The organism is Bacillus cereus group sp. MYBK195-1 (assembly GCF_051916605.1).
GTDB lineage: Bacteria > Bacillota > Bacilli > Bacillales > Bacillaceae_G > Bacillus_A > Bacillus_A cereus.
Window position 1 is genome coordinate 162,050 of the sequence record NZ_JBQAGZ010000002.1, and the last position, 23,725, is coordinate 185,774.

Below are 23,725 nucleotides of genomic sequence, written 5' to 3' on the forward strand. Positions count from 1 at the left end.
AGAATGTCTGAACAAAACAAAGCGAAAGCATTACCAGATCGCAACGAGATTGAAGAAGCAAGTACGTGGCGATTAGAAGATATTTTCCAAACGGATGCAGAATGGGAAAAAGAATTCCAAGCTATTAAAGAGCTATTGCCGAAGTTAACTGAATTTAAAGGGAAACTTGGTGACTCTGCGGACAATTTACTTGAGGCGTTGCAATATGAAGATGAAATTTCAATGCGATTAGGTAAGTTATATACATATGCTCATATGCGTTACGATCAAGATACAACAAACTCTGTATATCAAGCATTAAATGATCGCGCAACAAATTTATATTCACAAGTATCTAGCAGCACAGCGTATATTGTGCCTGAAATTTTATCGATTTCAGAAGATACACTGCAAACATTCTTGAAGGAAAATAGAGATTTAAGTGTATATGAACATGCATTAGAAGAAATTACACGTCAACGCCCGCACGTATTATCAGAAGCTGAGGAAGCTTTATTAGCGGAAGCATCTGAAGTAATGAGTTCATCAAGCAATACATTCGGTATGTTGAATAACGCGGATTTAAAATTCCCATCTATTAAAGGGGAAGACGGAGAAGAAATAGAAATTACACATGGCCGTTACATTCAGTTTTTAGAAAGTGATGATCCTCGTGTTCGCAAAGATGCATTTAAAGCTGTATATGAAACGTACGGAAAATTTAAAAACACATTCGCGAGTACGTTAAGCGGAGCAGTAAAACGTAATAATTTCAATGCGCGTGTTCGTAAATATGATTCTGCTCGCCAAGCTGCACTGAGCAATAATAATATTCCGGAAGCAGTATACGATCAACTCGTTGAAACAGTAAATGACAACTTACATTTATTACACCGTTACATCGATATTCGTAAGCGTGCACTAGGACTTGATGAGCTTCATATGTATGATTTATATACACCACTTGTATCAGAAGTGAAAATGAATGTGAAATACGAAGAAGCGCAAGACCTTTTATTAAAATCTTTAAACGTACTTGGTGATGAATATGTTGATATTTTGAAAGAGGCATATGAAAATCGCTGGGTAGATGTGTATGAGAATAAAGGAAAACGAAGCGGTGCATATTCATCTGGTGCATATGGAACAAATCCGTATATTTTAATGAACTGGCATGATAATGTAAATAATTTATTTACACTTGCTCATGAGTTTGGTCATTCGGTGCATAGTTACTATACAAGAAAAACACAACCGCACGTATATGGTGATTATTCCATCTTCGTAGCAGAAGTGGCATCTACTTGTAATGAAGCGCTTCTAAATGATTATTTATTAAAAACGACAGAAGATAAGAAAGAGCGTCTATATTTATTAAATCATTATTTAGAAGGGTTCCGTGGTACTGTATTCCGTCAAACGATGTTTGCAGAGTTTGAACATATTATTCATAAGAAAGTACAAGAAGGACATGCTGTTACGCCAGACATGCTAACGGAAATTTACTACGATTTAAATAAGAAATATTTCGGTGACGCTTTAGTAATCGACGAAGAGATTGGTTTAGAATGGTCTCGTATTCCACACTTCTACTACAACTATTACGTATATCAATACGCAACAGGATTTAGTGCAGCGACAGCTCTATCTAAACAGATTTTAGAAGAAGGACAACCAGCAGTAGAACGTTATATTAACGAGTTCTTAAAAGCAGGAAGCTCTGATTATCCAATTGAAGTGCTGAAAAAAGCAGGAGTAGATATGGCATCTCCTGAACCAGTAAAAGAGGCGCTACAAGTATTTGAAGAGAAATTAAATGAATTAGAAGCATTATTATTTGAAGAAAAGTAATGAAAAAAGACGAGGGATTGTATCCTCGTCTTTTTTGTTGAATAGATTTAATGTCGATATTTGTTGAAGAGAAAGGTGGATTTCTTTGTTTTTTCTAACTGAAAGGATAGCTTTACGGCTGATTTTTGAAATTAAAACCCTTTGAATCGTTTTTTATAATTGAAATAAGAGAGTGTGATAACGATGATTCCGAATAAAAGAGGTAAGGCAATAATTTTAGGAAAAGCTTGTAGTAGAGAGAGGATGTACAAGAAAAAAGAAACGATGACAGCTAGAAAGAGAAGAGCAATATAAGATTTTTTCATAAATAAACCCCCTAAATGACCTTTTTTATAGCTTATTCAAAAATGAAAACGTTTAGAATGTGACAAAAGTGTGAAATTCGACAAAAGGGGTTGTCATCTGACGTCGAATCTTGTAATATAATAAGCGTGAACGAATTCACATACAAACATATACCCCTTTGTTTGAACGTGAAAATTTCTCCCATCCCCTTTAATATTTTTATAAGCCGTAAAGAAGAAGACCTGGTGTTTACACCAGGTCTTTTTCTTTTGCTATCCATTTCCAATAACGTTCGCATTTTACTTCTATCATTTGTACTTTTCGTTTCAGTTGTAATTTTTTTAGTTCGCGTTCAATTTCTTGTTGCGGACAGTCATAAATAAATGCTACTTCTTTTGAAGATATAAATTGTGTTGCTTCTAGTAGCACTTCTAAAGGTGGTAATGGTTCTGGCTCAATTTCACATTTTACAAGTTCTTTCAATAATTGTACGTATACATCGTAGGAATAATTTCCAGCGATTTTAATACCTTCTTCATCTGAGTTCGCATGAAAAAAGACGAGGGAAGGTATTTCTGTAATATGCATTTCATTCGTGAATTTCAAGTCACATTGGAAAGCTTTTTTTGCACTAGCAGAATGTAGATCTTTTTTAAATTCTTCTACATCAATATTGCTATCTCTCGCACATGCAAGTAATAGTTCGCAGTCAGGGTTTGATACATTTTCAAGGAAAATGTATTCTTGGAGTTTTCGCAAAAACTTCGAACCTGCTTTTCGGCCTTGCAACTCCGCTGCCTTAATTGCCATCGAAACTAAATATGGTGTTGACGATGCTTCTTGCATATGTACCTTTCCATCACATGAAAAACCTTGTAAACTGGTTGTCTTTTCCCACACAAATCGAATATTAGCAGGTTTATTCCATTTGTGTGAGGAAGCGTTCGTTCCATCCACTTTTCCTGTTACGATATGACGAATAGAGAAGTATTTCCCGTATTCAAGCCATAGTTTAATAATAAAAGGCTCAATTTCCCAGCAATCTTTACAAAGTGGATCAATAAATAAATATGCTTCTACAGACTTATGCTCACATGCGGAAGGAGATGGCATATTTATATGCTTTGCTTCCTGCTTATCCATTACACTTCACCTGTTTCGTTTGGAGTATTAACCATATGCTGAGCGGTTAATGCTAAACGTTCAAAAACAAACTCTCTTATATGACCATGCACTCCAGTATCATCCATTGCTTGCTCCATACATGATAGCCAAGCCTCTGCTCGTTTCGGGGTAATCTCAAACGGGAGATGGCGCGCTCTTAACATAGGATGACCATGTTCTTCAGTGTACAAATTAGGACCACCTAAATATTGTGTTAAAAATTGCTTCTGCTTCCTAGCGGTTTCTGTTAAATCTTCCGGGAAGATGGGAGATAAGTCAGGGTGTTTACTGACATAGGAATAAAATGTATCTACTAATATTGCAATGCATTGTTCACCGCCAATTGCTTCAAATGGTGTCATCGGTTGCTTGCTCATCCTTTATAAACTCCTTTTTCCATGAAATGTATATCTATTGTAGCAATGGAATGTTCGAGAGGGCAAATAAACAGCCTTCTCAAAGACTCTTTGCTTATTCTACGGGTGTAACCTTTTTTAGTGAGATGTATCCACTAGTGAAACATATTCACTAGTGGAATTTTCACTTTAGCGTGCTTTGTTTTGTTTGGCAAGGAAAAAGCGTTTTACTTTGTTATTTGTATGGCGAATAGGTATGTTATGTTGCGTTAATAAATCAATAAATGCAGCTTTTCCTGTTTCTTCATCTTGCACTTCAAATTCAATTTCATAATCATCGTGATTGTAATAGAAACTATGATCAAAGACAAGCGTTCCGCCTTTAAATAATGTTTCTGCTCTTTCTGTTGTTAAACTACCCATATATGTTAAAGCAGAAACAGGAATTTGTAATTTGTGTAATTGATCTACTACTGCTCCTTGAATGATTGTGTTTGTTTCCATCATCATTTTTGCTTCGTCTTCTGTTACGACTTGATGCGTTTCTAATAAACCGATTTCTGCAGGTTGTTTCAACGTTAACGTATAAGTTTCTCCTTTATGACGAATACGAAGTGCAGAGCCAGCTTCTTTTAACGAGAAGTCAGGTGTTTCAAAGTAGTGATTCACTTGTTTTGTAAATGCTTCAATAGAAAACGATTTACATAATGTATCGAATTCTTCTTTTGTAACGATATTTTTGAATTCAATTTCAATTTCTTGTGTCATTGTATAATCTCCTTTTGAAAAATAATTCTTTACACATTATCGCTTTTTCATAAATTTGGTTCAATGTTTTATTTGTTTGCGTCCATGTTATGATACAATAATACTGTTAAGTAAGACAGGAAGTTGAGATGGAGGAGTTAGAGCATGCAAAATAAAATCCAAGTTAAGAGCGTAGAAAAGAGAGAGAATGCTCTTATTTTTTGTGCGGAAAATAGTGAAATAGAGGTAAAGGAGTTAAGTGCGCGTAATCACGTACTTGTAGACTCAGACAATTTATCATTTTTATATATCTTAGAAAATGAATCATCTTTCATTTATGTAAGTATTCCGCACACATGCTGGGAAGCAATGCATGAAGCGATGAATAACGATGTGGTTATGTTCGTTCGCGTGAATGACATTGAAATGGAATTAGAAGGATTAAAAGAAGAAGTAGAATATTTAGTTGAAAATATTGAAGGTAATGCAAATTACGGAGAAGAACTAGTAACTGCTGTAGAAAAAGTATTTCTATAAGCAAATGGATTGATTTTGGTGGTGGTTGAAATGAATCGAAATTGGGAAGAATTTTTAGCACCTTACCACCAAGCGGTGGCAGAGCTGAAAGTGAAACTAAAAGGAATGCGTACTCAATTTGCAATGTTAACAGAGCATTCTCCAATTGAGTTTGTAACAGGAAGGGTAAAGTCGGTTGCAAGTATTATTGATAAAGCGGAGAAGAGAAATGTACCGCTAGACCGATTGAGAGAAGATATGCAGGATATTGCTGGGCTTAGAATGATGTGTCAATTTGTTGATGAGATTAAGCCTGTTGTAGAATATCTTCGAAAACGAAATGACTTTGAAATCGTGGAAGAACGTGATTATGTTACGCAAAAGAAAGATAGCGGTTATCGTTCTTATCATGTTGTCATTAGTTATCCTGTTCAAACGATTCAGGGTGAACAAAAAGTATTGGTAGAAATCCAAATACGCACGCTAGCAATGAACTTTTGGGCAACAATTGAGCATTCTTTAAATTATAAATATAGTGGACGTTTTCCTGAAGATATTAAAATAAGGTTGCAACGTGCAGCTGAAGCGGCGTTTTTATTAGATGAAGAAATGTCTTCTATTCGTCTTGAAATTCAAGAAGCGCAAAAGGCTTTTTCAAGAAAGCAAGAAACGAAAGATTCTGAATCATAAACTAAAGGGTGTTGGGCGATGAAATTTACAATTATGTCAAAGGGAGATCAATCATCAGATACACTGGCAAGCACGATGAAAGAGTACTTGCTAGATTTTGGATTTATAATGGATGAAAAGGAACCCGATATTGTAATTTCTGTTGGGGGAGATGGAACGCTTTTATATGCGTTTCATCGTTATTATAATCGATTGGATGAAACAGCATTTGTTGGTGTACATACAGGACATCTAGGTTTCTATGCAGATTGGTTACCGACAGAAGTAGAGAAATTAGTAATTGCAATTGCGAAAACACCATTCCAAGTGGTGGAATATCCGCTTTTAGAAGTTATTATTCGCTATGTGAATGGAAGTAAAGAGTCACAGTATTTAGCGATGAATGAGGCGACTGTAAAAAGTGCAGAAGGTACATTAGTAACAGAAGTAGAAATACGCGGAGAATATTTTGAAACATTCCGCGGAGACGGCCTTTGTATCTCTACTCCTTCAGGAAGTACCGCGTATAATAAAGCGCTTGGCGGAGCGATTATTCACCCATCTATTGAAGCGATTCAAATTGCAGAAATGGCGTCCATTAACAATCGTGTATTTCGTACTGTAGGATCGCCACTTGTATTGCCGAAGCATCATACATGTGTGTTAAAGCCAGCTGCAGGAATGAACTTACAAATCACAGTGGATCATTTAACGATGGTTCATCAAGATGTGAAATCAATCCAGTATCGCGTTGCAAACGAGAAAGTACGATTTGTTCGTTTCCGTCCATTCCCGTTCTGGAAACGAGTTCGTGACTCGTTTGTTGCAGATAAATAGAAAGGGTTATATATTTGAACAGATTTACATTGAAATGGGATATAGGGCCGGCTGAAGAGGGAACTTTAGTTAGGGAATTTTTGAAAACGAAAGGTATTTCTAAAGCCGCTTTAACGGATATAAAGTTTCACGGCGGGGCAATTGAAGTAAATGGTCACCATGCGAGTGTTCGTCATCAGTTGCGTGCTGGTGAAGAATTACGTGTCTTTTTTCCAGTTGAGGAAAGAAGTGAAGGGATGATGGCAGAAGATATCCCTTTAAGCATTGTATATGAAGATGACGCGGTTCTTATCATTAATAAAGAGGCGAACATGTCAACGATTCCGTCTAGAGAACATCCGACAAGGAGTGTTGCCAATGCGCTTTTATCTCATTATGATAAGCAGCACCTTGCAAGTACAGTGCACATCGTAACACGTTTAGATCGTGATACTTCGGGGCTTATGCTTATTGCAAAAAATCGTTTCGTGCATCATCTTTTATCGAAGCAGCATCAACAAAAAGCTGTGAAACGAACGTATGAAGCAATTGTTCACGGAAAGATTGTAGAACGAGAAGGAATGATTGATGCACCAATTGGTCGAAAATCTGATAGCATTATTGAGCGAACGGTTTGTGAGGATGGACAAAGGGCAGTTACTCATTTTAAGGTAATTGATAGTACATATCATAAGACACATGTAGCGCTTGAGCTTGAGACAGGAAGAACGCATCAAATTCGTGTGCATATGGCTCATATAGGACATCCGTTACTTGGTGATAGCTTATATGGAGGGGGAAGGGATGAAATGAAACGGCAAGCACTTCATAGTAAATCTTTGACGTTTTATCATCCTATTTTAGAGAAAGAGATGTCTTTCACTATAAAGCTTCCAAGCGATATGCAAGAAGTGTTGCGGCATACTTAAAAAGGGAACAAAATTCTTATATTATAAAGAATTTTGTTCCCTTTTTTCTTAGCGGAATAATATTAAAATTTGATTTTCACCCGTACGCTTTATAACGAAAAATCCATTTTCGGCTTTTGTAGCAATGCCATTGTCATTTGGACGACAATATCCATGTGCTTCGCAAGTGCCGTCATCACGTACTAACATTTGTCCAATTAATCCGACAGGAAGCCACTCGGCGCGATCCTTTCTTGCTACATATTTGCAAGTTGGATCCCATTCTGTATTTAAAAGAGGTTGTATTTCTTCGGCTTCCGTCCATACATATTGGCGTTTTCCAAAGTTATCTGTTTTATAACGTTTTTGCCAACTTAAAGCCCCGCTATTTCCTATAAGGGCAGGGGTTGCACTAGATATTCCTAAAATGAACGAATCGTGTGAAGTAGCTATCCGAATTTTTTCTTCGCTACTAAATGTAACGAAATAACCGACATCAATAGGTTTATGACCTTCGGTTTCAAACATTTGTGCAAAATCCGTTCCGCTTGCATTGTAAGACGCGCCCTCAATGTACATTTCTCCATTATGAGCAAGCCATTTAGCCCCGATATTATGGTCGGTGTCGCTTACACCATTTGCAATAAACCAAGAATAAGCTTCTTCTGCAGTGCCGAAGCGCCCCATAATATGGCTACCTGCAAAATGAGCTGTTGATGTATGATGACCTTCCGCATGAGAAGAGGATCCGTTAGCGATAGTTGCGGTTCCTTCTGCGTGTGCTGCTTCGCCTAAAGCAATCGTCTGTTTACCCTCCGCATGAGAATAAGCCCCGCCTGCTGTCGTTTCACTTCCCTCACTATGTGAACTATGTCCAGTTGCTTTTGAGTTTGATCCTTCTGCATGAGAGAAAGAACCTTTTGCGTGTGTTAATAAGCCTTCCGCATGTGCTGCCATGCCCTCCGCATGAGAGTGAAGCCCCTCTGCATATGCATATCGGCCGCCCCTTTTAACTTTTGTATTTTCAGGTGTAGGTGTCTCAATTATGAGTGGTTTTTCAATTTGTATATCATTTGATGAAGCTAATGCTTCTTTTATTTTTTTTACTTTGTTTATAATAGCAGCTGGAATTTCTGGTTCCACTTTTTTATTCATTGCTACAGAAATATTTTCTTCCGTCTTTTCTTCTGTTTGGTTAGAATGTAGTATCTGTTCATCTTGATTTGAAAGCTGTTTATTTTTTTGTTGCATCTTTATTTTTCTGCGATCGATTATGCGGCTCATCACAGCATTTTCTAAAGAGACATATGTTGGTTTTACTTTGCTTTTTTTTGATGACTCTTGTTCTTCCAGTTCTTCTATCGCTGCAGCCCGAATACTACACCAGTTGTTAATTCCGTACATGGGCAGATATAAAGGGGGGAATTTTCTTTTTTGTTTAGAAGATTTTTTCTTCATTCTGTCACCTCCTGCGACATTATATGTAGGGTAATTAAAAAAAGATGCACTTTATTGCATCTTTTTTTAATTACTTTACCTAGTTTTATATGAAATCTGCCTAAATAATGCTAAGTAAGGTAGTTATGAAATTGGACGGAATTTCTCAGCGACAAAAGGTAAAGAAGAAGGGACAGAGATAGTCTCCATTTCAGGATAACGTAATCCGGTTAATTTGCCACCAAATACAGCACCAGTATCAATATTGACTGTCTGATTGACGAATCGAGGTTCTGCTACTGGTGTATGTCCATATACAATCCAAGCTTGTCCCTTGTATTCTTGCGCCCAATCGCGACGGACCGGTGAGCCATCGGCATGCTTTTCTCCTGTAATATCGCCATATAATACAAAGGTTTGTACTTTTTTATCTCGTCTTCCTATGTAATCTTGCCGAATCCCAGCGTGACATACGATTACTCTTTTTTCGTCTAGTATGTGGTAGAGTGGTGATTGTTCATAAAGAGTGATAAACTTTTCTTTTATAATGTTTTGCTTATGAGAAGGAAGTGCCTCATATTCAGCAACAGTTGTTTCAAGTCCGTGAGCGACTGTTACATTACGCCCAAGGAAAAATCGATATAGTTTATTACAGTGATTTCCAGGAGCGTAATAAGCTTCTTTTTTATGTATGACAAGTTCCCATACAATTTCAATCATACGTAATGAATGAGGACCACGGTCTGTAATATCGCCAACGAATGCAAGTTTGCGTTGGTCAGGGTGAACCGGTAGACCGCTACTCCAGTTATATCCTAGCTTCTCTGTTAAATTTTGAAACTCTTGGAAACATCCATGAATATCTCCTATAATGTCATATTTCATATTTAAACCTCCATCGTATTTTTCATTAGTATATCTAAAAAAGGATAGAGATAAAAATATAGCGTTTTTGTGTTGTTCATTTAAACATAAAGATTTTCGTTCTTGAGCGAACATTTAAAATGAACCCAATCGCAATCATGTATGTAAGCAGTGAACTTCCTCCGTAGCTCATAAGAGGTAATGTTATCCCTGTAATGGGAAGTAATCCGATTGTCATCCCGATATTTTGGAATACTTGGAAAGTAAACATTCCGATTGTACCAGCGCAAATGTAACTACCAAAAGGGTCATTACTTTCTAAAGCAATATGAATCATTCGAAAAATGAGTAAGAAAAAAAGAGAAATAATGACACTTGCGCCTAGAAATCCAAATTGTTCAGCGACATTAGTGAAAATAAAATCTGTATGTGGTTCTGGAAAATATACTTGTCCATTTTCCCACCCTTTTCCTTGCATTTCTCCGGATCCAGTCGCTAAGAATGCTTGTCTTAATTGATATCCTTGTGCATCATATTTGTAAGGTGCTAACCATCCGTAGAAGCGATTTAATTGATATTCTTTTAAAATATGTGCTTTAAAGAAATCTGTGTGAGTAAAAAAAATATATATTAATGTAGATCCAGCCACGAAAGTAGCTGAAACTAATCCGAAAATAAAACGCCATCGTATGCCAGAAACTAGTATCATTGCTGCAAGCATCGCTGAAATGACCATTGTATTTCCTAAATCTGGTTCCTTTGCGATGAGTAGTAGTGGTGGCAAACTTGTTGCAAATATTTTTCCAAGTAGTAAAAAATCGTCATGTATTGTTTGGAGAAAATATTTCTCATTATGGTTTGCTATAATTCGTCCAATGACGATAATTAAAAATAATTTCATAATTTCAGAAGGCTGAAAATTTCCGATGCCTGGGAGCCTGTACCAAGCTGTAGCGCCTTTAATTGTAACGGCACCTGGTACTTGAAGTTCTAGTCCAATAAGTAGTACCATTGCAAAGCTGTACAAATACCAAGCGATTTTTTGATAACGGTCGAAATCGATAATCATAATAACACCAATGGCTATAAATCCAATGAAATACCATTGGATTTGTTTTAGTACAAAATTGACGTTTTGTAAAAATGGCGGTAAAGAGGCTTGCGCACTTGCAATAGCACAACAACTAACAATCCCAATGGCAAATAAAATAAATAGTAATACGTAGTCTATTTGATATTGAGAATTTGGATCTTTCAATGTAGGTATTCCTTTCTACTGCTCTTTATAGTAATGGATTTTATCCCGCATTAATGGGCAGTAAGACCCCCACCTCAAAATTCAGCGAAAGCGAAGAAGTTCGGTGGGGGATCAACTGCCCGTAAAAGCCCGATTGGTGAGAGCTGATAATCAGTGGGGGATGAACAAAACCCCCACTGATTAAAGTTTCACTTTATAGTATGAGAAAGAATGTATGAACTATACAAATAATTCACATATAGTCCATACACTTTTGATTTTGCAGAGTAGTTTAATTGTTTAACTCTTTAATAATTATATCCAAACAGTGGGAAAGACGTACATGTGCGTCAGGAAAAATATCTAGTTGATGAAGATAGTATTTTAAGGAACTTTTACACCATTGGTAAGCACTAAGTAGAGCTGCTCTATAGTCCGTAGTATTTTGTAAAAAGCCATATTCTTTTGCTGTTATAACAAGGTGTGTGAAATCTTCACAACCTTGAAGGAGCTTATTGTGTATTTGTTGTCCAGCATGGTAGCGAAATTGACTTAAAGGCTCAGAAATGTATATTGCATTTCCTTTAGAAAGTAAAGAAATCCATGAGGCCATATCAACACTACAAGAATATTGTCGCTCTTTAAGGGTGCCAAAAGGTTCAGTGAGCAATTCCTTTCGGAACAAAGTAGTTGTAGGCTCACCGATAATGTTGTGTCCGCCCTTTAACATCCAATTACCTAAAAATATCCCGTTTAATGGGGTATCTTCACTATATAACCTTTGTGTTGGATGGGAATCACCTATTAGATTTCCATGATCATCAATACGTACTCGATAAGAAGTAACAAGAGCAAGGTTTTTATTGGGATCTTGCTCAAAATAGGCCATCATTTTTTGTATTTTATGCTTATAAAACACGTCATCGTCCATTAAAAAATTTATATACTCACCATTTGATTTTTCTATGAGCATAAGGTCATTGTGAAATTGTCCTAGAGTAGGGATATTTCGAATGTATGTTATATTTTTATAATTTGGTAAGTATTGTTCACGTATTAAAGTTGCTGTTTCATCATTTGTACTATCATCTCCGATGATGATTTCAATATTAGAATAAGTTTGTGCCAATGCACTTTCTAGAGCAATTTTGAAATAATGAGGCCGATTATAAGTGGGAATAAGGATGGAAACGAGAGGTGGATTTTTTTCATTTATCATACATAACTTCCTTTCAGAAGCTTTTTTTTGTAAGAACAATATCTTGGTAACTTGTATATTCATGTCTGCCGCACCATAAACCGTAATGCGGCTTATTGATTATTTCTAGGCCGTACTTATTCAATAGATTGCAAATATCTGTCTCAGGATAAGCAACTGCGAAATTCGGAATATCTTTATTTACAACGTAGCAATTTTCGATTCGATGATAAAAACCTAGTGTACTTTGTCCTGCATTTAAATAATAGGACGATTCAGGATTTATAAGAAAGAATGTAATGAAACATCTCCCGTCTTTTTTTAATACACGTACAATTTCAGATACGTAATGTTCTAATTCTTTTGGGAGAAGATGCGTAAATACAGAAGTTAAAAAGATAAAATCGAATGTCCCGTCTTCATAGGGAAAACGATATTGAGAGGCATCTTCTTTTCCTTCTGGATTATAGAATTGATTGTATATGTCAACATGTTCAAAGTGAAAATTATTACGCATAGTTGAAATGTTATTTTGACACCAAGTAATTCCATCTTTAAACAAATCAAATCCATAATACGCTCCATCATCATGTAAGTAATTCAATAATGGTACAGCCATTCGGCCGACGCCGCAGCCTACATCTAATACTTTTTCATTTGGTTTTAAAGCGCCAATTTGAATAAAATGCTTTAGGAACTCTTTTCCAACTTTTTTGAAGTCGCCACCTACATATTGGACGAGTTCAGGAGGGGGGAGTAAAGTCATTTCTTTGTTAAGTTCGCTCATGAGTATACCCCTTTCTTGTATGAGAAGATGCAGTAAATCTATTAATAAAATTTTCAATTTGTAGTGAGAGAACACAGGAAAACAATTGTTATATGTAGGGAGATTCCGAAAAAGAATACTTAATTGGATTAGAAGTAAGAGAAGAATGAGTGAAAATGGAATCTCCTATAGATTAAATCTTTTTTATTCTTTTCTCCAATAAACACCAAATACATCAATTTTAGTAATAGGGGCTTTTAAATTCCGTTGATTTCTAAAGTCTGTCACAGCCTCAGCGCATGGTGGTAGCCCGTAGTCATCGATAATTATATAGCCACCTTTAGAAACTTTATCATATAAGTTCACGAGACCATCCATTGTGGATTCATACATATCACCATCAAGCCGTGCAATTGCAATTTTTTCAATTGGTGCTGTTGGTAAAGTATCTTTAAACCAGCCTTTTAAAAATTTCACTTGATCATTTAGTAAATCATATTTTTTGAAATTCTCTTGTACTTGTTCTAAAGAGACGCGTAAGTAATCGAATGTGTGTAAATAATCACCGTAATCTTTTGGATATTGTTCTAGATTCGGTGCTGGCAAACCTTCAAATGAATCTGCAACCCACACATTACGATCCGTAATGTTGTTTGCTTGTAAAAAACCATTCATAAAAATGCATGATCCTCCGCGCCATACACCTGTTTCAATAAAATCACCTTCTATATTTTCACGAACAACGGTTTCCATCGCCTCTTGTAATTGGTTCATACGTTCTCGACCAATCATGCTATGTGCTGCTCTTGGCCAATCCATTCCATCATGGCGTTCACTTTTTGAAACATTTGGTTTTACAATTTTTAAGTTATGGTTTTCAGCATATTGCTTAATGAATAAAGGGAGGGGGACTGTAACTGGTTCGAATTCTGGTTCTTTCGAAATATGTAGAGATGCGGGTAAGTATGCCTCATATTCTAACCATATTTCAAATAAAATTGTCTTTTTTAGCAATTCGAGGTAAAGCTGAACAGCAGATTTACTTTCCATATTTGTGCCTCCTGCAAAATGTCATACAACAATATGATTATGTACATAATGAACGTTTCATGATTGAATTTGAAATTGAAAAAGCAGTAAAACTGATATCAGTTTTACTGCTAAGTAAAAAATTAAGCAATTTTTTCAATAATAATGGATGCACTCGTGCCAAGAGCTAATGATAACCCAAGTCCTGTAACAATTACTTCAACTAATGATGGAGTTGTCGTAATTTGCGTAATGGCTTGAACAACGATAGGTGATCCAACTGAAATTAAACTCGTTCCAGTACCTGGTACAGGTACTCCGTTCACTTGGATTGTAAGACCTCCTAATAGACTTACTGCTGCAGTGTATACGATAACAGTAATTTTATAGAATCCAGTTTCACTAATTACGAAAGTATCAGCATCTAATTGAGAAATTGCTGTACCAAACTGAGATCCAACAGTATTAAATGGTACTGGAGCATTAAGTCCAAGATCCAAAGAAATCCCAGCGGAGTTAAATGCATATAGTCCTGCTGGAAGTCCTAGTCCTGATGGTCCAGTCGGTCCCGTAGGTCCAGTAGCCCCAGTTGGTCCAGTAGCCCCAGTTGGTCCAGTAGCCCCAGTGTCACCAGTCGGCCCCGTAGGTCCAGTAGCCCCAGTGTCACCAGTCGGCCCCGTAGGTCCAGTAGCCCCAGTGTCACCAGTCGGCCCCGTAGGCCCCGTAGGTCCAGTAGCCCCGGTGTCACCAGTCGGCCCCGTAGGTCCAGTAGTCCCAGTGTCACCAGTCGGTCCCGTAGGTCCAGTTGGCCCAGTCGGCCCAGTCGGTCCCGTAGGTACAGTCGGCCCCGTAGGTCCGGTCGGTCCCGTAGGCCCGGTCGGCCCAGTCGGAAGGGTAAACGGTGGTATCGGTGGTAATGTAGGTCCTACAAGATTAGGGTCAAATGCACTAGCTGATAAAGATTCATCGGGATTTAATCCATTTGAATAATTATTATTTGACATAAATTCACCTCCATAAAGCGTTCATTATATAGTAGATGCAAAACCGAAAGAAAATGACACGGACATTTGAATTATTGAAAAGAAATCTTAAACTACTTGAACAATTTAAAAAAATGGAAAGTTTAGTATATGTATAACATATGATTGATTTGGAAGAGGGTGATTATGTTGAACAAGCAAGGAATTACAATTAGTTTATGTATGATTGTTCGAGATGAGGAGGAGACAATAGCCCGTTGTTTAGACACAGTTGAAAAAATTGTGGATGAAATTATAGTGGTTGATACAGGCTCCGTCGATCGAACGAAAGAAATCGTAGAGAAATACACTTCTAACATATATGATTTCCAGTGGATTGATGATTTTGCAGCAGCAAGAAATTTTTCTTTTTCAAAAGCGACGCAAGAGTATATATTGTGGCTAGATGCAGATGACGTCTTATTAGAAGATGCTCAAGAAGCATTGAAACTTTTAAAAAGAGAATTAGATCCTAAAATTGATGCTGTTTCGATGCCTTATCACCTTGCAATGGATTCTAACGGGAAACCTTTATATTGTACAAAAAGAAATCGACTTGTAAAGCGTGAAAAACAATTTCAATGGTTTGGAAAGGTTCATGAGTATTTAGCTATTTCTGGTGAGGTTTTTAGTAGTAATGTTGCTATTACACATAAAAAAGAAAAAAAAGTAACAAATCGTAATTTGAAAATTTTTCAAAATACTGTAGCGGCAGGTGAAGAATTAAGTCCGAGAGATTTATTTTATTACGCAAATGAATCTACGGATAACCAAAAATATGATGATGCAGTTCTTCTATATGAAACATTTCTTAATCAAGACGAAGGATGGTATGAAGAGAAAATTTATGCATGTGGTAAGTTAGGAGATTGCTATGCAAAGCTCGGAATGTGGGAGAAGGCAATCGAATCTTGTGTGAAGTCGTTTCGGTATGACGTCCCTAGAGGAGAGAATTGTACAAGAATAGGATATATATATATGGAACAAGAAAAATATAATGAAGCGATATTTTGGTTTAAACTTGCTACGGAAGTACCAATGGCAACGGAAAGTCCTTTCCATAGTCCAGCTAGCTACACATGGCTACCCTATTTACAAATGTGTATTTGTTATAGCAGGTTAGGAGAGCAGGATAAAGCATATTATTACAATGAATTAGCAGCTTCTTATGTTCCGAATAATGCTGCAATTGAATATAACCGTAAATATTTTCGTGGAGTTTTTGATAAACCATATAAAGCGTAATAGGTTTCGTTTTTTGTAGAAATGATTTATCGTTATTCTAACTCTAATAGATTGGTTATATATTAGAGTATCAGTAACGTAACCAATATAGATAAAAAATTTTATACTGCTATTTGCGGACTAATAATCAATGGGGAGGAACAAAAACTGCACTTTATAGAATTCATATGAGATTTATATTTCTAATTCAATTTGCATAAGGAGTGTGTGAAATGAATCGCGAAAAAAGTTCTTTATATGAAGAAAAATCCGAACATTATTATAATGCAGCGAATCCGAATTTATTAAAGCATATAAAAAAGGAATGGAAAGAAGTTCTTGATATTGGTTGCTCGAGCGGTGCATTGGGAGCGGCTATTAAAGAAAATGGTACACGTGTATCAGGAATTGAGGCGTTTCCAGAGGCGGCAGAAAAAGCGAAAGAAAGACTAGATCATGTTATTTTAGGGGATATAGAAAAAATAGATCTTCCTTATGAGGAGGGGCAATTTGATTGCGTCATATTTGGGGATGTATTAGAGCATTTATTTGATCCGTGGGCTGTAATAGAAAAAGTAAAGCCATATATAAAGCAAAATGGTGTGATTTTAGCAAGTATACCAAACGTTGCTCATATTTCAGTATTAGCTCCCTTACTTGCTGGAAATTGGACGTATACAGAATATGGTTTATTAGATAAAACACATATTCGTTTCTTTACATTTAATGAAATGCTAAGAATGTTTTTAAAAGCAGGATATGTTATTAGTAAAGTAGATCGTGTATATGTTGATCATAAAATGTATGAACCGCTTATTGAGGAGTTATATGGAATTTGTAAAAAATATCGTCTTGGAAGTGGCTTCATGGCTGAGACAGTTGTATTTCAGTATATTATTGAAGCTGAAAAATCACAATTATGAGTGCTGCAGACAAAACAATATTATTTGTTACATGTATAAATGATCGGAAATTGTATGCAAACTGCGTGCGTCATATATTGCAATTGTTAGTACCGCCAGGGTATATTGTACAATTTATGCCGATTCGAAATGCGAAAAGTATGACGAGTGGATACAATCAAGCCATTTCGCATCCAGCGAAGTATAAAGTTTATTTACATCAAGATGTTTTTATTATAAATAGGGCTTTTTTATACGGATTACTTCAATTATTTGAGGAACATGAACACCTTGGGATGATTGGGATGGTTGGAGCGCAATATGTTCCTCCGACTGGCGTATGGAACGAAGGGCGTGGAATTGTAGGAAAGGTCATTGGTTATATGAATGATTTGTTTTATATGGCAAGTTTAGAACAACCGTATCATGAATCAAAAACATTTATTCCTGTAGAATGTATTGACGGTTTATTAATGGCGACACAATATGATGTTCCGTGGCGAGAAGATTTATTTGACGGATTTGATTTTTATGATGTATCTCAATCATTTGAATTTAAAAAAGCAGGATATACAGTCGGTGTACCTGTACAGCGCGATGCTTGGTGTATCCATTATCATTTTGATGTGAATATGACGAACTATGAAAAGTATCGGAAAATATTTGTGGAACACTATATGTCAGATGTAAATAAGGAAGAATAAAAGGGGGGACAAAAATGAAAGATCATACAATATTAGTCGTTGTTTGTGTAAATAATGAGGAGCTTTTCAAACAATGTGAGAGCCAAATAAGAAACATTTTTGTTCCCCCAGGTTACACAGTACAAATTTTTCCGATACGAGATGCACAAAGTATGGCAAGTGCTTACAACCGAGCCCTTTCATATCCAGCGAAATACAAAGTGTATATACATCAAGATACATATCTTATTAATCGAGACATGTTTTCTACACTTATATCTCTTTTTAAAGAAAATGAAAAGCTTGGTTTAATAGGAGTCGCTGGGGCTCAGTTTTTACCGAATAACGGGATATGGTGGGAAGGGAAAAATTTAGTAGGGAAAGTGATTGAGTATAGAAGACGGAATTATCAATTATTAAATTTAGATCAGGTTTTTTATGGCAATCAACCATTTTTGTCAGTTCAGGCAATTGATGGTTTATTCATGGCAACGCAGTATGATATTCCGTGGCGAGAAGATTTGTTTCAAGGGTTTCACTTTTATGATGTGTCACAGTCTTTAGAGTTTCAAAGGGCTGGTTATTTAATCGGTATCCCAAATCAAGCAAATTTATGGTGTATTCATTACAACGGGGATGAGTTTGATGCGGATACATATGAGAAGTACCGGAAAGTGTTTGTAGAACATTACAAAGATATATTATCTCCATCATAAAGGAGAGATGCAAAGTGAAAGGAATTATTTTAGCAGGTGGTACTGGATCGAGATTATATCCAATAACGAAAGTAACGAATAAACATTTACTTCCTGTTGGTCGGTATCCGATGATTTATCATGCGGTATATAAGCTAAAACAATGCGATATTACAGATATTATGATTATTACAGGTAAAGAGCATATGGGGGATGTTGTTAGCTTTTTAGGGAGTGGTCATGAATTTGGAGTATCCTTTACGTATCGTGTGCAAGATAAAGCGGGCGGGATCGCACAGGCGTTAGGGCTTTGTGAAGATTTCGTCGGGAATGATCGTATGGTAGTTATATTAGGGGATAATATTTTTTCAGATGATATTCTTCCGTATGTTGAAGAGTTTGCAAACCAAAAAGAAGGTGCGAAAGTGCTATTGCAATCTGTAGAAGATCCCGAAAGATTTGGCGTAGCACATATTCAAAACCGAAAAATAGTTGAAATTGAAGAAAAGCCGAAAGAGCCGAAAAGTTCTTATGCGGTTACGGGAATTTATTTGTATGATTCGAAAGTCTTTTCTTATATTAAAGAATTAAAACCTTCTGCACGGGGAGAACTTGAAATTACAGATATAAATAATTGGTATTTAAAGCGAGGGGTACTTACTTATAATGAAATGAGCGGCTGGTGGACTGATGCGGGAACTCATGCTTCGCTTCAAAAGGCGAATACGTTAGCACGGGATATTAATTTTGGGAAACAGTTTAACGGAGAATAGGTGAGAATATGAAAGTTGTAGAAACAAATTTTACCGATGCAAAATTGTTAGAACCGAGGTTGTTTGGAGACGATCGTGGCTTTTTTTCAGAGAGCTATAATAAGCAGGTGCTAGAAACATTAGGGATAACGTATTCATTTGTACAGGATAACGTATCTTATTCGGCTAAGGCAGGAACGATTCGGGGACTACACTTTCAAAAAAATCCGAAAGCACAAACGAAACTCATTCAAGTTATGCAAGGGGCAATTTATGATGTTATCGTTGATTTACGAAAAAAATCACCGACATTTAAACAATGGAAAGGATATATTTTAAGTGCAGATAACCATCGGCAATTACTAGTGCCAAAAGGGTTTGCACATGGATTTTGCACGCTTGTCCCGCATACTATCGTTATGTATAAAGTAGATGAATATTATAGCGCAGAGCATGACTCAGGATTACTTTGGGAAGATAAAGATTTAGCAATTCCTTGGCCAGTAACCGATCCTATATTGTCCGATAAGGATCAGATATTACCATTACTAGAGGAATATGAAGATAGTTTTTAAGTAGGAGAGTTGTTTATGAATATATTAGTAACAGGTGGGGCTGGATTTATTGGAAGTAATTTCGTTCATTACATGCTACAAAGTTATGAAACATATAAAATTATTAATTACGATGCATTAACATATAGTGGGAATTTAAATAACGTAAAATCTCTTCAGGATCACCCGAATTACTCTTTTGTAAAAGGAGAAATTCAAAATGGAGAGCTATTAGAACACGTTATAAAAGAGCGAGACGTACAAGTGATTGTAAATTTTGCAGCTGAATCACATGTGGACCGTAGTATTGAAAATCCGATTCCTTTTTATGATACAAATGTAATTGGAACGGTCACTTTATTAGAACTAGTTAAAAAATATTCGCATATAAAACTTGTGCAAGTGTCAACGGATGAAGTGTATGGCTCTTTAGGAAAAACAGGGAAGTTTACAGAGAAAACACCGTTAGCTCCAAATAGTCCATATTCTTCAAGTAAGGCGAGCGCGGACATGATAGCTCTATCTTACTATAAAACATATCAATTACCGGTTATAGTAACGCGTTGTTCTAACAATTATGGACCGTACCAGTATCCTGAAAAATTAATTCCATTAATGGTTACGAATGCACTAGAAGGAAAAAAACTACCGCTATATGGTGATGGTTTAAATGTAAGAGATTGGTTACATGTAACGGATCATTGCAGTGCGATTGATGTTGTTCTGCATAAGGGACGTGTCGGAGAAGTATATAATATAGGTGGAAATAATGAAAAAACAAATGTAGAAGTTGTGGAACAAATTATTACTCTTTTAGGAAAAACAAAAAAAGACATTGAATATGTTACAGATCGTTTAGGGCACGATCGTCGTTATGCGATTGATGCAGAGAAAATGAAGAATGAATTTGATTGGGAACCGAAATACACGTTTGAACAAGGATTACAAGAGACGGTGAAATGGTATGAAAAGAATAAGGAATGGTGGAAACCACTAAAAGACCAGTAAGGGGCATGTTAAATGAAAGAGAGGGTTATCATAACAGGAGCAAACGGTCAATTAGGAAAGCAACTATTTGAAGAGTTAGACTCTGAAGAATATGATATATATCCATTTGATAAAAAGTTATTAGATGTGACAAATATATCCCGAATACAACAAGTGGTACAAGAAATAAAACCACATATAATTATTCATTGTGCTGCCTATACGAAAGTAGATCATGCGGAGAAAGAACAGGATTTTGCGTATAGAATAAATGCAATCGGAGCTCGAAATGTAGCGGTTGCTTCACAATTAGTAGGGGCGAAGCTAGTTTATATTAGTACTGATTATGTATTTCAAGGTGCCAGACCAGATGGATACGACGAATTTCATAGTCCAGCGCCGATAAATATATATGGGGCCTCTAAGTATGCGGGGGAGCAGTTCGTCAAAGAGTTACATAATAAATATTTTATCGTTCGCACATCGTGGCTATATGGTAAATATGGAAATAATTTCGTGAAAACGATGATGCGATTAGGAAAAGAAAGAGATGAAATATCCGTTGTAGCGGATCAAGTTGGCTCTCCTACGTATGTGGCGGATTTAAATATGGTTATTAATAAGCTCATTCATACTTCTTTATACGGTACATACCACGTATCAAACAGTGGTTCATGCTCTTGGTTTGAATTTGCACAAAAGATATTTTCGTACGCCAATATGAAAGTGAATGTATTACCTGTTTCAACGGAAGAATTCGGGGCTGCAGCTGCGAGACCCAAATATTCTGTTTTTCAACATAACATGCTACGATTAAATGGTTTTTCACAAATGCCGTCTTGGGAAGAAGGATTAGAGCGGTTTTTTATAGAAACCAAAAGTCATTAACAAATTTCTGTTAATGACTTTTTTGTTTGCCTTTAAGCGGTTTTATGGTACTATAATTATAGTATCAGGTACTAATAACAAGTATAAGTATTTCTGGGAGGATATATCATGGAACTATTACAAGGGAAAACATTTGTTGTTATGGGCGTTGCGAACCAAAGAAGTATTGCATGGGGAATTGCTCGCTCTTTGCATAATGCAGGTGCAAAATTAATATTCACATATGCAGGAGAACGTTTAGAAAGAAACGTTCGTGAATTAGCGGACACATTAGAAGGACAAGAATCACTTGTATTACCTTGTGATGTAACGAATGATGAGGAACTTACAGCTTGCTTTGAAACAATTAAACAAGAAGTAGGTACTATTCACGGTGTAGCACATTGTATTGCTTTTGCAAATCGCGATGACTTAAAAGGTGAGTTTGTAGATACTTCTCGCGATGGATTTTTACTTGCACAAAATATTAGCGCATTCTCTTTAACAGCTGTAGCAAGAGAAGCAAAAAAAGTAATGACAGAAGGCGGAAATATTTTAACGTTAACATACCTTGGCGGCGAGCGTGTTGTGAAAAATTATAACGTTATGGGTGTTGCGAAAGCTTCATTAGAAGCGAGCGTGAAATATTTAGCGAACGATTTAGGTCAACACGGTATTCGTGTTAACGCTATTTCTGCAGGACCAATTCGTACGTTATCTGCAAAAGGTGTAGGCGATTTTAACTCAATCTTAAGAGAAATTGAGGAGCGCGCACCACTTCGTCGTACAACAACGCAAGAAGAAGTTGGCGATACAGCAGTATTCCTATTCAGCGATTTAGCACGCGGTGTAACAGGAGAAAACATTCACGTTGATTCAGGGTATCATATCCTAGGATAAATATAATATTAATTTTTAAAGGACAATCTCTAAATGCTGAGATTGTCCTTTTTATTTGTTCTGAGAAAGAACGATTTTTAACGAAAGTTCTTACTACGTAATGAATATAACTATAATAGTACACGATTTATTCAGCTACGTATGGAAGTGGGAGGGACGAGTGTGAAGAATAAAAATAAAAGTTCAACAGTTGGAAAACCGTTGTTATATATCACGCAAGTAAGTTTAGAACTTGCTGCACCGAAAATCAAAAGGATTATTCTGACAAACTTTGAAAATGAAGATCAAAAAGAGAAAAGTAATGGACATGAAAATATTGTAAGCAGTGCTGTGGAAGAGGTAATAGAACAAGAACAACAAGAAGAGCAGCAAGTGGAAGAAAAAATAGAAGAAGAAAAAGAAGAACACATAGAACAAGAAGAGCAAGAACCAGAATCAGTAAGAACTGTCCCGTATAATAAATCATTTAAGGATATGAATAATGATGAAAAAATTCATTTTTTACTAAACCGCCCTCATTACATTCCGAAAGTAAGATGCAGAATAAAAACAGCTACAGTCTCATATGTTGGATCGATCATATCGTATCGTAATGGCATTGTATCTATTATGCCGCAAAATAGTATGAGAGATATTAGGTTGTCTATAGATGATATCCAATCGATTAGTATGGCCGGTTTTTAAATATGTAAAGGTGGTAGAAAGCTTCTACCACCCCAATAGTTTTTTAGTTTACTTTACGATAGAAACGTCGCGTAAGCATTGAATCGCACAGAAACAGCTTAAATCAACAGTAATGCAAGTAGTTGTAGATATTAATCTTGCATTTGGTACAGCTAAAAACGTACAAATTGGATCGTCACCAGGTGGTACCGGAGAACTGTCACCTAATACTACAGTTAATACACGTAGTACAGCACAGCTATCATCATCTACACTTTCCACACGGAAAATTGGAGATCGGCAGCTAGTAAGGCTTGCTGATGGTGCGAATGCTTCAAAAGGTTCTCCAGTTTTTGTGTATAAAATAAAAGGGCGTGTATTTGCTACTGATGCAGTATTGTGTGCACCTAAAAATGGGATTTCACAACCAGATCCACATGTTGTGGTAGAACAATCTTGTAATTCATTGATGAATTTTACAACGTCAACTACACAATGAGAAGAGCCATGGTGTTTATTTTCGTTACAACTCATTAATGTCACTCCTTATCTTCTTGTTTGTATTTACATTAATAAGATATTGGAGTCGAGGAGATTTGGTCACAATCTCAAGACCTTTTTTTTTAAATAGGCGAAAGAGGATAAGGGAAGGTG

Annotated in this window: 27 protein-coding genes; 15 read left to right on the forward strand and 12 right to left on the reverse strand. The window is 36.3% G+C overall.

Annotated features, from left to right (window positions below; genetic code table 11):
- The first annotated feature begins 3 nt into the window (after positions 1–3).
- Complete coding sequence (pepF, locus tag ACTFRY_RS10435; RefSeq protein WP_098616867.1) at positions 4–1,830, forward strand: oligoendopeptidase F; 1,827 nt, start codon at positions 4–6, stop codon at positions 1,828–1,830.
- 131 nt (positions 1,831–1,961) lie between these two features.
- Here pepF and ACTFRY_RS10440 read toward each other — a convergent pair whose 3' ends face one another.
- The 4 genes from ACTFRY_RS10440 to ACTFRY_RS10455 form a co-directional block, all read right to left on the reverse strand.
- A complete protein-coding gene (locus ACTFRY_RS10440; protein ID WP_000750355.1) occupies positions 1,962–2,135 on the reverse strand; it encodes a hypothetical protein in 174 nt (57 codons plus the stop codon).
- A gap of 229 nt (positions 2,136–2,364) precedes the next feature.
- A complete protein-coding gene (locus ACTFRY_RS10445) occupies positions 2,365–3,258 on the reverse strand; it encodes a ClpXP adapter SpxH family protein (RefSeq protein ID WP_000360656.1) in 894 nt (297 codons plus the stop codon).
- Positions 3,258–3,656 (reverse strand): globin domain-containing protein, encoded by a 399-nt coding sequence (locus tag ACTFRY_RS10450; RefSeq protein ID WP_000043386.1) that lies wholly within the window; start codon positions 3,654–3,656, stop codon positions 3,258–3,260. Before ACTFRY_RS10450 ends, ACTFRY_RS10445 begins: the two co-directional genes overlap by 1 nt.
- Before the next feature lie 168 nt (positions 3,657–3,824).
- Positions 3,825–4,403 (reverse strand): CYTH domain-containing protein, encoded by a 579-nt coding sequence (locus ACTFRY_RS10455; protein ID WP_061664359.1) that lies wholly within the window; start codon positions 4,401–4,403, stop codon positions 3,825–3,827.
- A gap of 144 nt (positions 4,404–4,547) precedes the next feature.
- Here ACTFRY_RS10455 and ACTFRY_RS10460 point away from each other — a divergent pair, with 144 nt between their 5' ends.
- Genes ACTFRY_RS10460 through ACTFRY_RS10475 form a run of 4 tightly spaced genes read left to right on the forward strand, consistent with a single transcriptional unit; the run spans position 4,548 to position 7,312 of the window.
- Positions 4,548–4,919 (forward strand): hypothetical protein, encoded by a 372-nt coding sequence (locus ACTFRY_RS10460; RefSeq protein ID WP_001180003.1) that lies wholly within the window; start codon positions 4,548–4,550, stop codon positions 4,917–4,919.
- Positions 4,920–4,949: 30 nt separating this feature from the next.
- Positions 4,950–5,588, forward strand: coding sequence for a GTP pyrophosphokinase (locus ACTFRY_RS10465; RefSeq protein WP_001081482.1), 639 nt, complete (start codon positions 4,950–4,952; stop codon positions 5,586–5,588).
- A gap of 18 nt (positions 5,589–5,606) precedes the next feature.
- Complete coding sequence (locus tag ACTFRY_RS10470) at positions 5,607–6,404, forward strand: NAD kinase (RefSeq protein WP_000673190.1); 798 nt, start codon at positions 5,607–5,609, stop codon at positions 6,402–6,404.
- A 14-nt stretch (positions 6,405–6,418) separates the two neighbouring features.
- Positions 6,419–7,312 carry an RluA family pseudouridine synthase gene (locus ACTFRY_RS10475; protein ID WP_098616866.1) on the forward strand — a complete coding sequence of 298 codons (894 nt, stop codon included), beginning with the start codon at positions 6,419–6,421 and terminating at the stop codon, positions 7,310–7,312.
- A gap of 48 nt (positions 7,313–7,360) precedes the next feature.
- Here the strand turns inward: ACTFRY_RS10475 and ACTFRY_RS10480 are convergent, their stop codons facing one another.
- From ACTFRY_RS10480 to ACTFRY_RS10510, 7 genes are all read right to left on the reverse strand, one after another.
- Positions 7,361–8,749, reverse strand: coding sequence for a peptidase G2 autoproteolytic cleavage domain-containing protein (locus ACTFRY_RS10480; RefSeq protein ID WP_044795511.1), 1,389 nt, complete (start codon positions 8,747–8,749; stop codon positions 7,361–7,363).
- A 123-nt stretch (positions 8,750–8,872) separates the two neighbouring features.
- Positions 8,873–9,613, reverse strand: coding sequence for a bis(5'-nucleosyl)-tetraphosphatase PrpE (prpE, locus tag ACTFRY_RS10485; protein WP_000872698.1), 741 nt, complete (start codon positions 9,611–9,613; stop codon positions 8,873–8,875).
- A 76-nt stretch (positions 9,614–9,689) separates the two neighbouring features.
- Positions 9,690–10,850: an FtsW/RodA/SpoVE family cell cycle protein gene (locus ACTFRY_RS10490; protein ID WP_000654697.1), complete on the reverse strand. Its 1,161-nt coding sequence runs from the start codon at positions 10,848–10,850 to the stop codon at positions 9,690–9,692.
- Positions 10,851–11,121: 271 nt separating this feature from the next.
- The gene (locus tag ACTFRY_RS10495) at positions 11,122–12,048 is read right to left on the reverse strand and encodes a glycosyltransferase family 2 protein (protein WP_001999321.1); all 927 of its coding nucleotides are present in this window, start codon (positions 12,046–12,048) and stop codon (positions 11,122–11,124) included.
- Between the two features lie 13 nt (positions 12,049–12,061).
- Positions 12,062–12,814 (reverse strand): class I SAM-dependent methyltransferase, encoded by a 753-nt coding sequence (locus tag ACTFRY_RS10500; RefSeq protein ID WP_001292836.1) that lies wholly within the window; start codon positions 12,812–12,814, stop codon positions 12,062–12,064.
- 183 nt (positions 12,815–12,997) lie between these two features.
- The gene (locus ACTFRY_RS10505; protein WP_000444389.1) at positions 12,998–13,843 is read right to left on the reverse strand and encodes a TylF/MycF family methyltransferase; all 846 of its coding nucleotides are present in this window, start codon (positions 13,841–13,843) and stop codon (positions 12,998–13,000) included.
- 122 nt (positions 13,844–13,965) lie between these two features.
- Positions 13,966–14,826, reverse strand: a complete 861-nt coding sequence (locus ACTFRY_RS10510; RefSeq protein WP_350369253.1) for a BclA C-terminal domain-containing protein — start codon at positions 14,824–14,826, stop codon at positions 13,966–13,968.
- Between the two features lie 165 nt (positions 14,827–14,991).
- Here ACTFRY_RS10510 and ACTFRY_RS10515 point away from each other — a divergent pair, with 165 nt between their 5' ends.
- The 10 genes from ACTFRY_RS10515 to ACTFRY_RS10560 all read left to right on the forward strand — a co-directional run bounded on the left by ACTFRY_RS10515 (position 14,992) and on the right by ACTFRY_RS10560 (position 23,092).
- Positions 14,992–16,089: a glycosyltransferase gene (locus ACTFRY_RS10515; protein ID WP_000932907.1), complete on the forward strand. Its 1,098-nt coding sequence runs from the start codon at positions 14,992–14,994 to the stop codon at positions 16,087–16,089.
- A 212-nt stretch (positions 16,090–16,301) separates the two neighbouring features.
- On the forward strand, positions 16,302–16,991 hold the full coding sequence (locus ACTFRY_RS10520) for a class I SAM-dependent methyltransferase (protein ID WP_001078431.1): 690 nt from the start codon (positions 16,302–16,304) through the stop codon (positions 16,989–16,991).
- A complete protein-coding gene (locus ACTFRY_RS10525) occupies positions 16,988–17,674 on the forward strand; it encodes a glycosyltransferase family protein (protein WP_001271183.1) in 687 nt (228 codons plus the stop codon). The genes ACTFRY_RS10520 and ACTFRY_RS10525 overlap by 4 nt, the downstream gene beginning before the upstream one ends.
- Positions 17,675–17,688: 14 nt before the next feature.
- A complete protein-coding gene (locus tag ACTFRY_RS10530; protein WP_000651520.1) occupies positions 17,689–18,369 on the forward strand; it encodes a glycosyltransferase family protein in 681 nt (226 codons plus the stop codon).
- A 14-nt stretch (positions 18,370–18,383) separates the two neighbouring features.
- Positions 18,384–19,121 (forward strand): sugar phosphate nucleotidyltransferase, encoded by a 738-nt coding sequence (locus ACTFRY_RS10535; RefSeq protein WP_000676160.1) that lies wholly within the window; start codon positions 18,384–18,386, stop codon positions 19,119–19,121.
- Between the two features lie 8 nt (positions 19,122–19,129).
- Positions 19,130–19,675 (forward strand): dTDP-4-dehydrorhamnose 3,5-epimerase, encoded by a 546-nt coding sequence (gene rfbC / locus ACTFRY_RS10540; protein ID WP_000869413.1) that lies wholly within the window; start codon positions 19,130–19,132, stop codon positions 19,673–19,675.
- A 15-nt stretch (positions 19,676–19,690) separates the two neighbouring features.
- Entirely contained in the window at positions 19,691–20,662 is a 972-nt protein-coding gene (gene rfbB / locus ACTFRY_RS10545) for a dTDP-glucose 4,6-dehydratase (RefSeq protein ID WP_001024171.1), read from the forward strand.
- Positions 20,663–20,674: 12 nt separating this feature from the next.
- Positions 20,675–21,529 carry a dTDP-4-dehydrorhamnose reductase gene (gene rfbD / locus ACTFRY_RS10550; protein WP_000664648.1) on the forward strand — a complete coding sequence of 285 codons (855 nt, stop codon included), beginning with the start codon at positions 20,675–20,677 and terminating at the stop codon, positions 21,527–21,529.
- 108 nt (positions 21,530–21,637) lie between these two features.
- Positions 21,638–22,408 (forward strand): enoyl-ACP reductase FabI, encoded by a 771-nt coding sequence (fabI, locus tag ACTFRY_RS10555; protein WP_000421886.1) that lies wholly within the window; start codon positions 21,638–21,640, stop codon positions 22,406–22,408.
- Between the two features lie 162 nt (positions 22,409–22,570).
- Positions 22,571–23,092 carry a spore coat CotO family protein gene (locus ACTFRY_RS10560; protein WP_016117424.1) on the forward strand — a complete coding sequence of 174 codons (522 nt, stop codon included), beginning with the start codon at positions 22,571–22,573 and terminating at the stop codon, positions 23,090–23,092.
- A gap of 48 nt (positions 23,093–23,140) precedes the next feature.
- Here ACTFRY_RS10560 and exsY read toward each other — a convergent pair whose 3' ends face one another.
- Positions 23,141–23,605, reverse strand: a complete 465-nt coding sequence (gene exsY, locus ACTFRY_RS10565; protein ID WP_001277740.1) for an exosporium assembly protein ExsY — start codon at positions 23,603–23,605, stop codon at positions 23,141–23,143.
- Between the last annotated feature and the right edge of the window lie 120 nt (positions 23,606–23,725).

Bases quoted from the DNA above. Each gene is read 5' to 3' on its own strand.
- ACTFRY_RS10450 (WP_000043386.1), bottom strand. From the start codon at position 3,656: ATGAGCAAGCAACCGATGACACCATTTGAAGCAATTGGCGGTGAACAA.
- ACTFRY_RS10520 (WP_001078431.1), top strand. From the start codon at position 16,302: ATGAATCGCGAAAAAAGTTCTTTATATGAAGAAAAATCCGAACATTAT.
- ACTFRY_RS10460 (WP_001180003.1), top strand. From the start codon at position 4,548: ATGCAAAATAAAATCCAAGTTAAGAGCGTAGAAAAGAGAGAGAATGCT.
- ACTFRY_RS10480 (WP_044795511.1), bottom strand. From the start codon at position 8,749: ATGAAGAAAAAATCTTCTAAACAAAAAAGAAAATTCCCCCCTTTATAT.
- rfbB (WP_001024171.1), top strand. From the start codon at position 19,691: ATGAATATATTAGTAACAGGTGGGGCTGGATTTATTGGAAGTAATTTC.
- ACTFRY_RS10530 (WP_000651520.1), top strand. From the start codon at position 17,689: ATGAAAGATCATACAATATTAGTCGTTGTTTGTGTAAATAATGAGGAG.
- ACTFRY_RS10440 (WP_000750355.1), bottom strand. From the start codon at position 2,135: ATGAAAAAATCTTATATTGCTCTTCTCTTTCTAGCTGTCATCGTTTCT.
- ACTFRY_RS10470 (WP_000673190.1), top strand. From the start codon at position 5,607: ATGAAATTTACAATTATGTCAAAGGGAGATCAATCATCAGATACACTG.
- exsY (WP_001277740.1), bottom strand. From the start codon at position 23,605: ATGAGTTGTAACGAAAATAAACACCATGGCTCTTCTCATTGTGTAGTT.
- pepF (WP_098616867.1), top strand. From the start codon at position 4: ATGTCTGAACAAAACAAAGCGAAAGCATTACCAGATCGCAACGAGATT.
- prpE (WP_000872698.1), bottom strand. From the start codon at position 9,613: ATGAAATATGACATTATAGGAGATATTCATGGATGTTTCCAAGAGTTT.
- ACTFRY_RS10525 (WP_001271183.1), top strand. From the start codon at position 16,988: ATGAGTGCTGCAGACAAAACAATATTATTTGTTACATGTATAAATGAT.
- ACTFRY_RS10455 (WP_061664359.1), bottom strand. From the start codon at position 4,403: ATGACACAAGAAATTGAAATTGAATTCAAAAATATCGTTACAAAAGAA.
- ACTFRY_RS10505 (WP_000444389.1), bottom strand. From the start codon at position 13,843: ATGGAAAGTAAATCTGCTGTTCAGCTTTACCTCGAATTGCTAAAAAAG.
- fabI (WP_000421886.1), top strand. From the start codon at position 21,638: ATGGAACTATTACAAGGGAAAACATTTGTTGTTATGGGCGTTGCGAAC.
- ACTFRY_RS10465 (WP_001081482.1), top strand. From the start codon at position 4,950: ATGAATCGAAATTGGGAAGAATTTTTAGCACCTTACCACCAAGCGGTG.
- ACTFRY_RS10500 (WP_001292836.1), bottom strand. From the start codon at position 12,814: ATGAGCGAACTTAACAAAGAAATGACTTTACTCCCCCCTCCTGAACTC.
- ACTFRY_RS10515 (WP_000932907.1), top strand. From the start codon at position 14,992: ATGTTGAACAAGCAAGGAATTACAATTAGTTTATGTATGATTGTTCGA.
- ACTFRY_RS10510 (WP_350369253.1), bottom strand. From the start codon at position 14,826: ATGTCAAATAATAATTATTCAAATGGATTAAATCCCGATGAATCTTTA.
- ACTFRY_RS10495 (WP_001999321.1), bottom strand. From the start codon at position 12,048: ATGATAAATGAAAAAAATCCACCTCTCGTTTCCATCCTTATTCCCACT.
- rfbC (WP_000869413.1), top strand. From the start codon at position 19,130: ATGAAAGTTGTAGAAACAAATTTTACCGATGCAAAATTGTTAGAACCG.
- ACTFRY_RS10445 (WP_000360656.1), bottom strand. From the start codon at position 3,258: ATGGATAAGCAGGAAGCAAAGCATATAAATATGCCATCTCCTTCCGCA.
- rfbD (WP_000664648.1), top strand. From the start codon at position 20,675: ATGAAAGAGAGGGTTATCATAACAGGAGCAAACGGTCAATTAGGAAAG.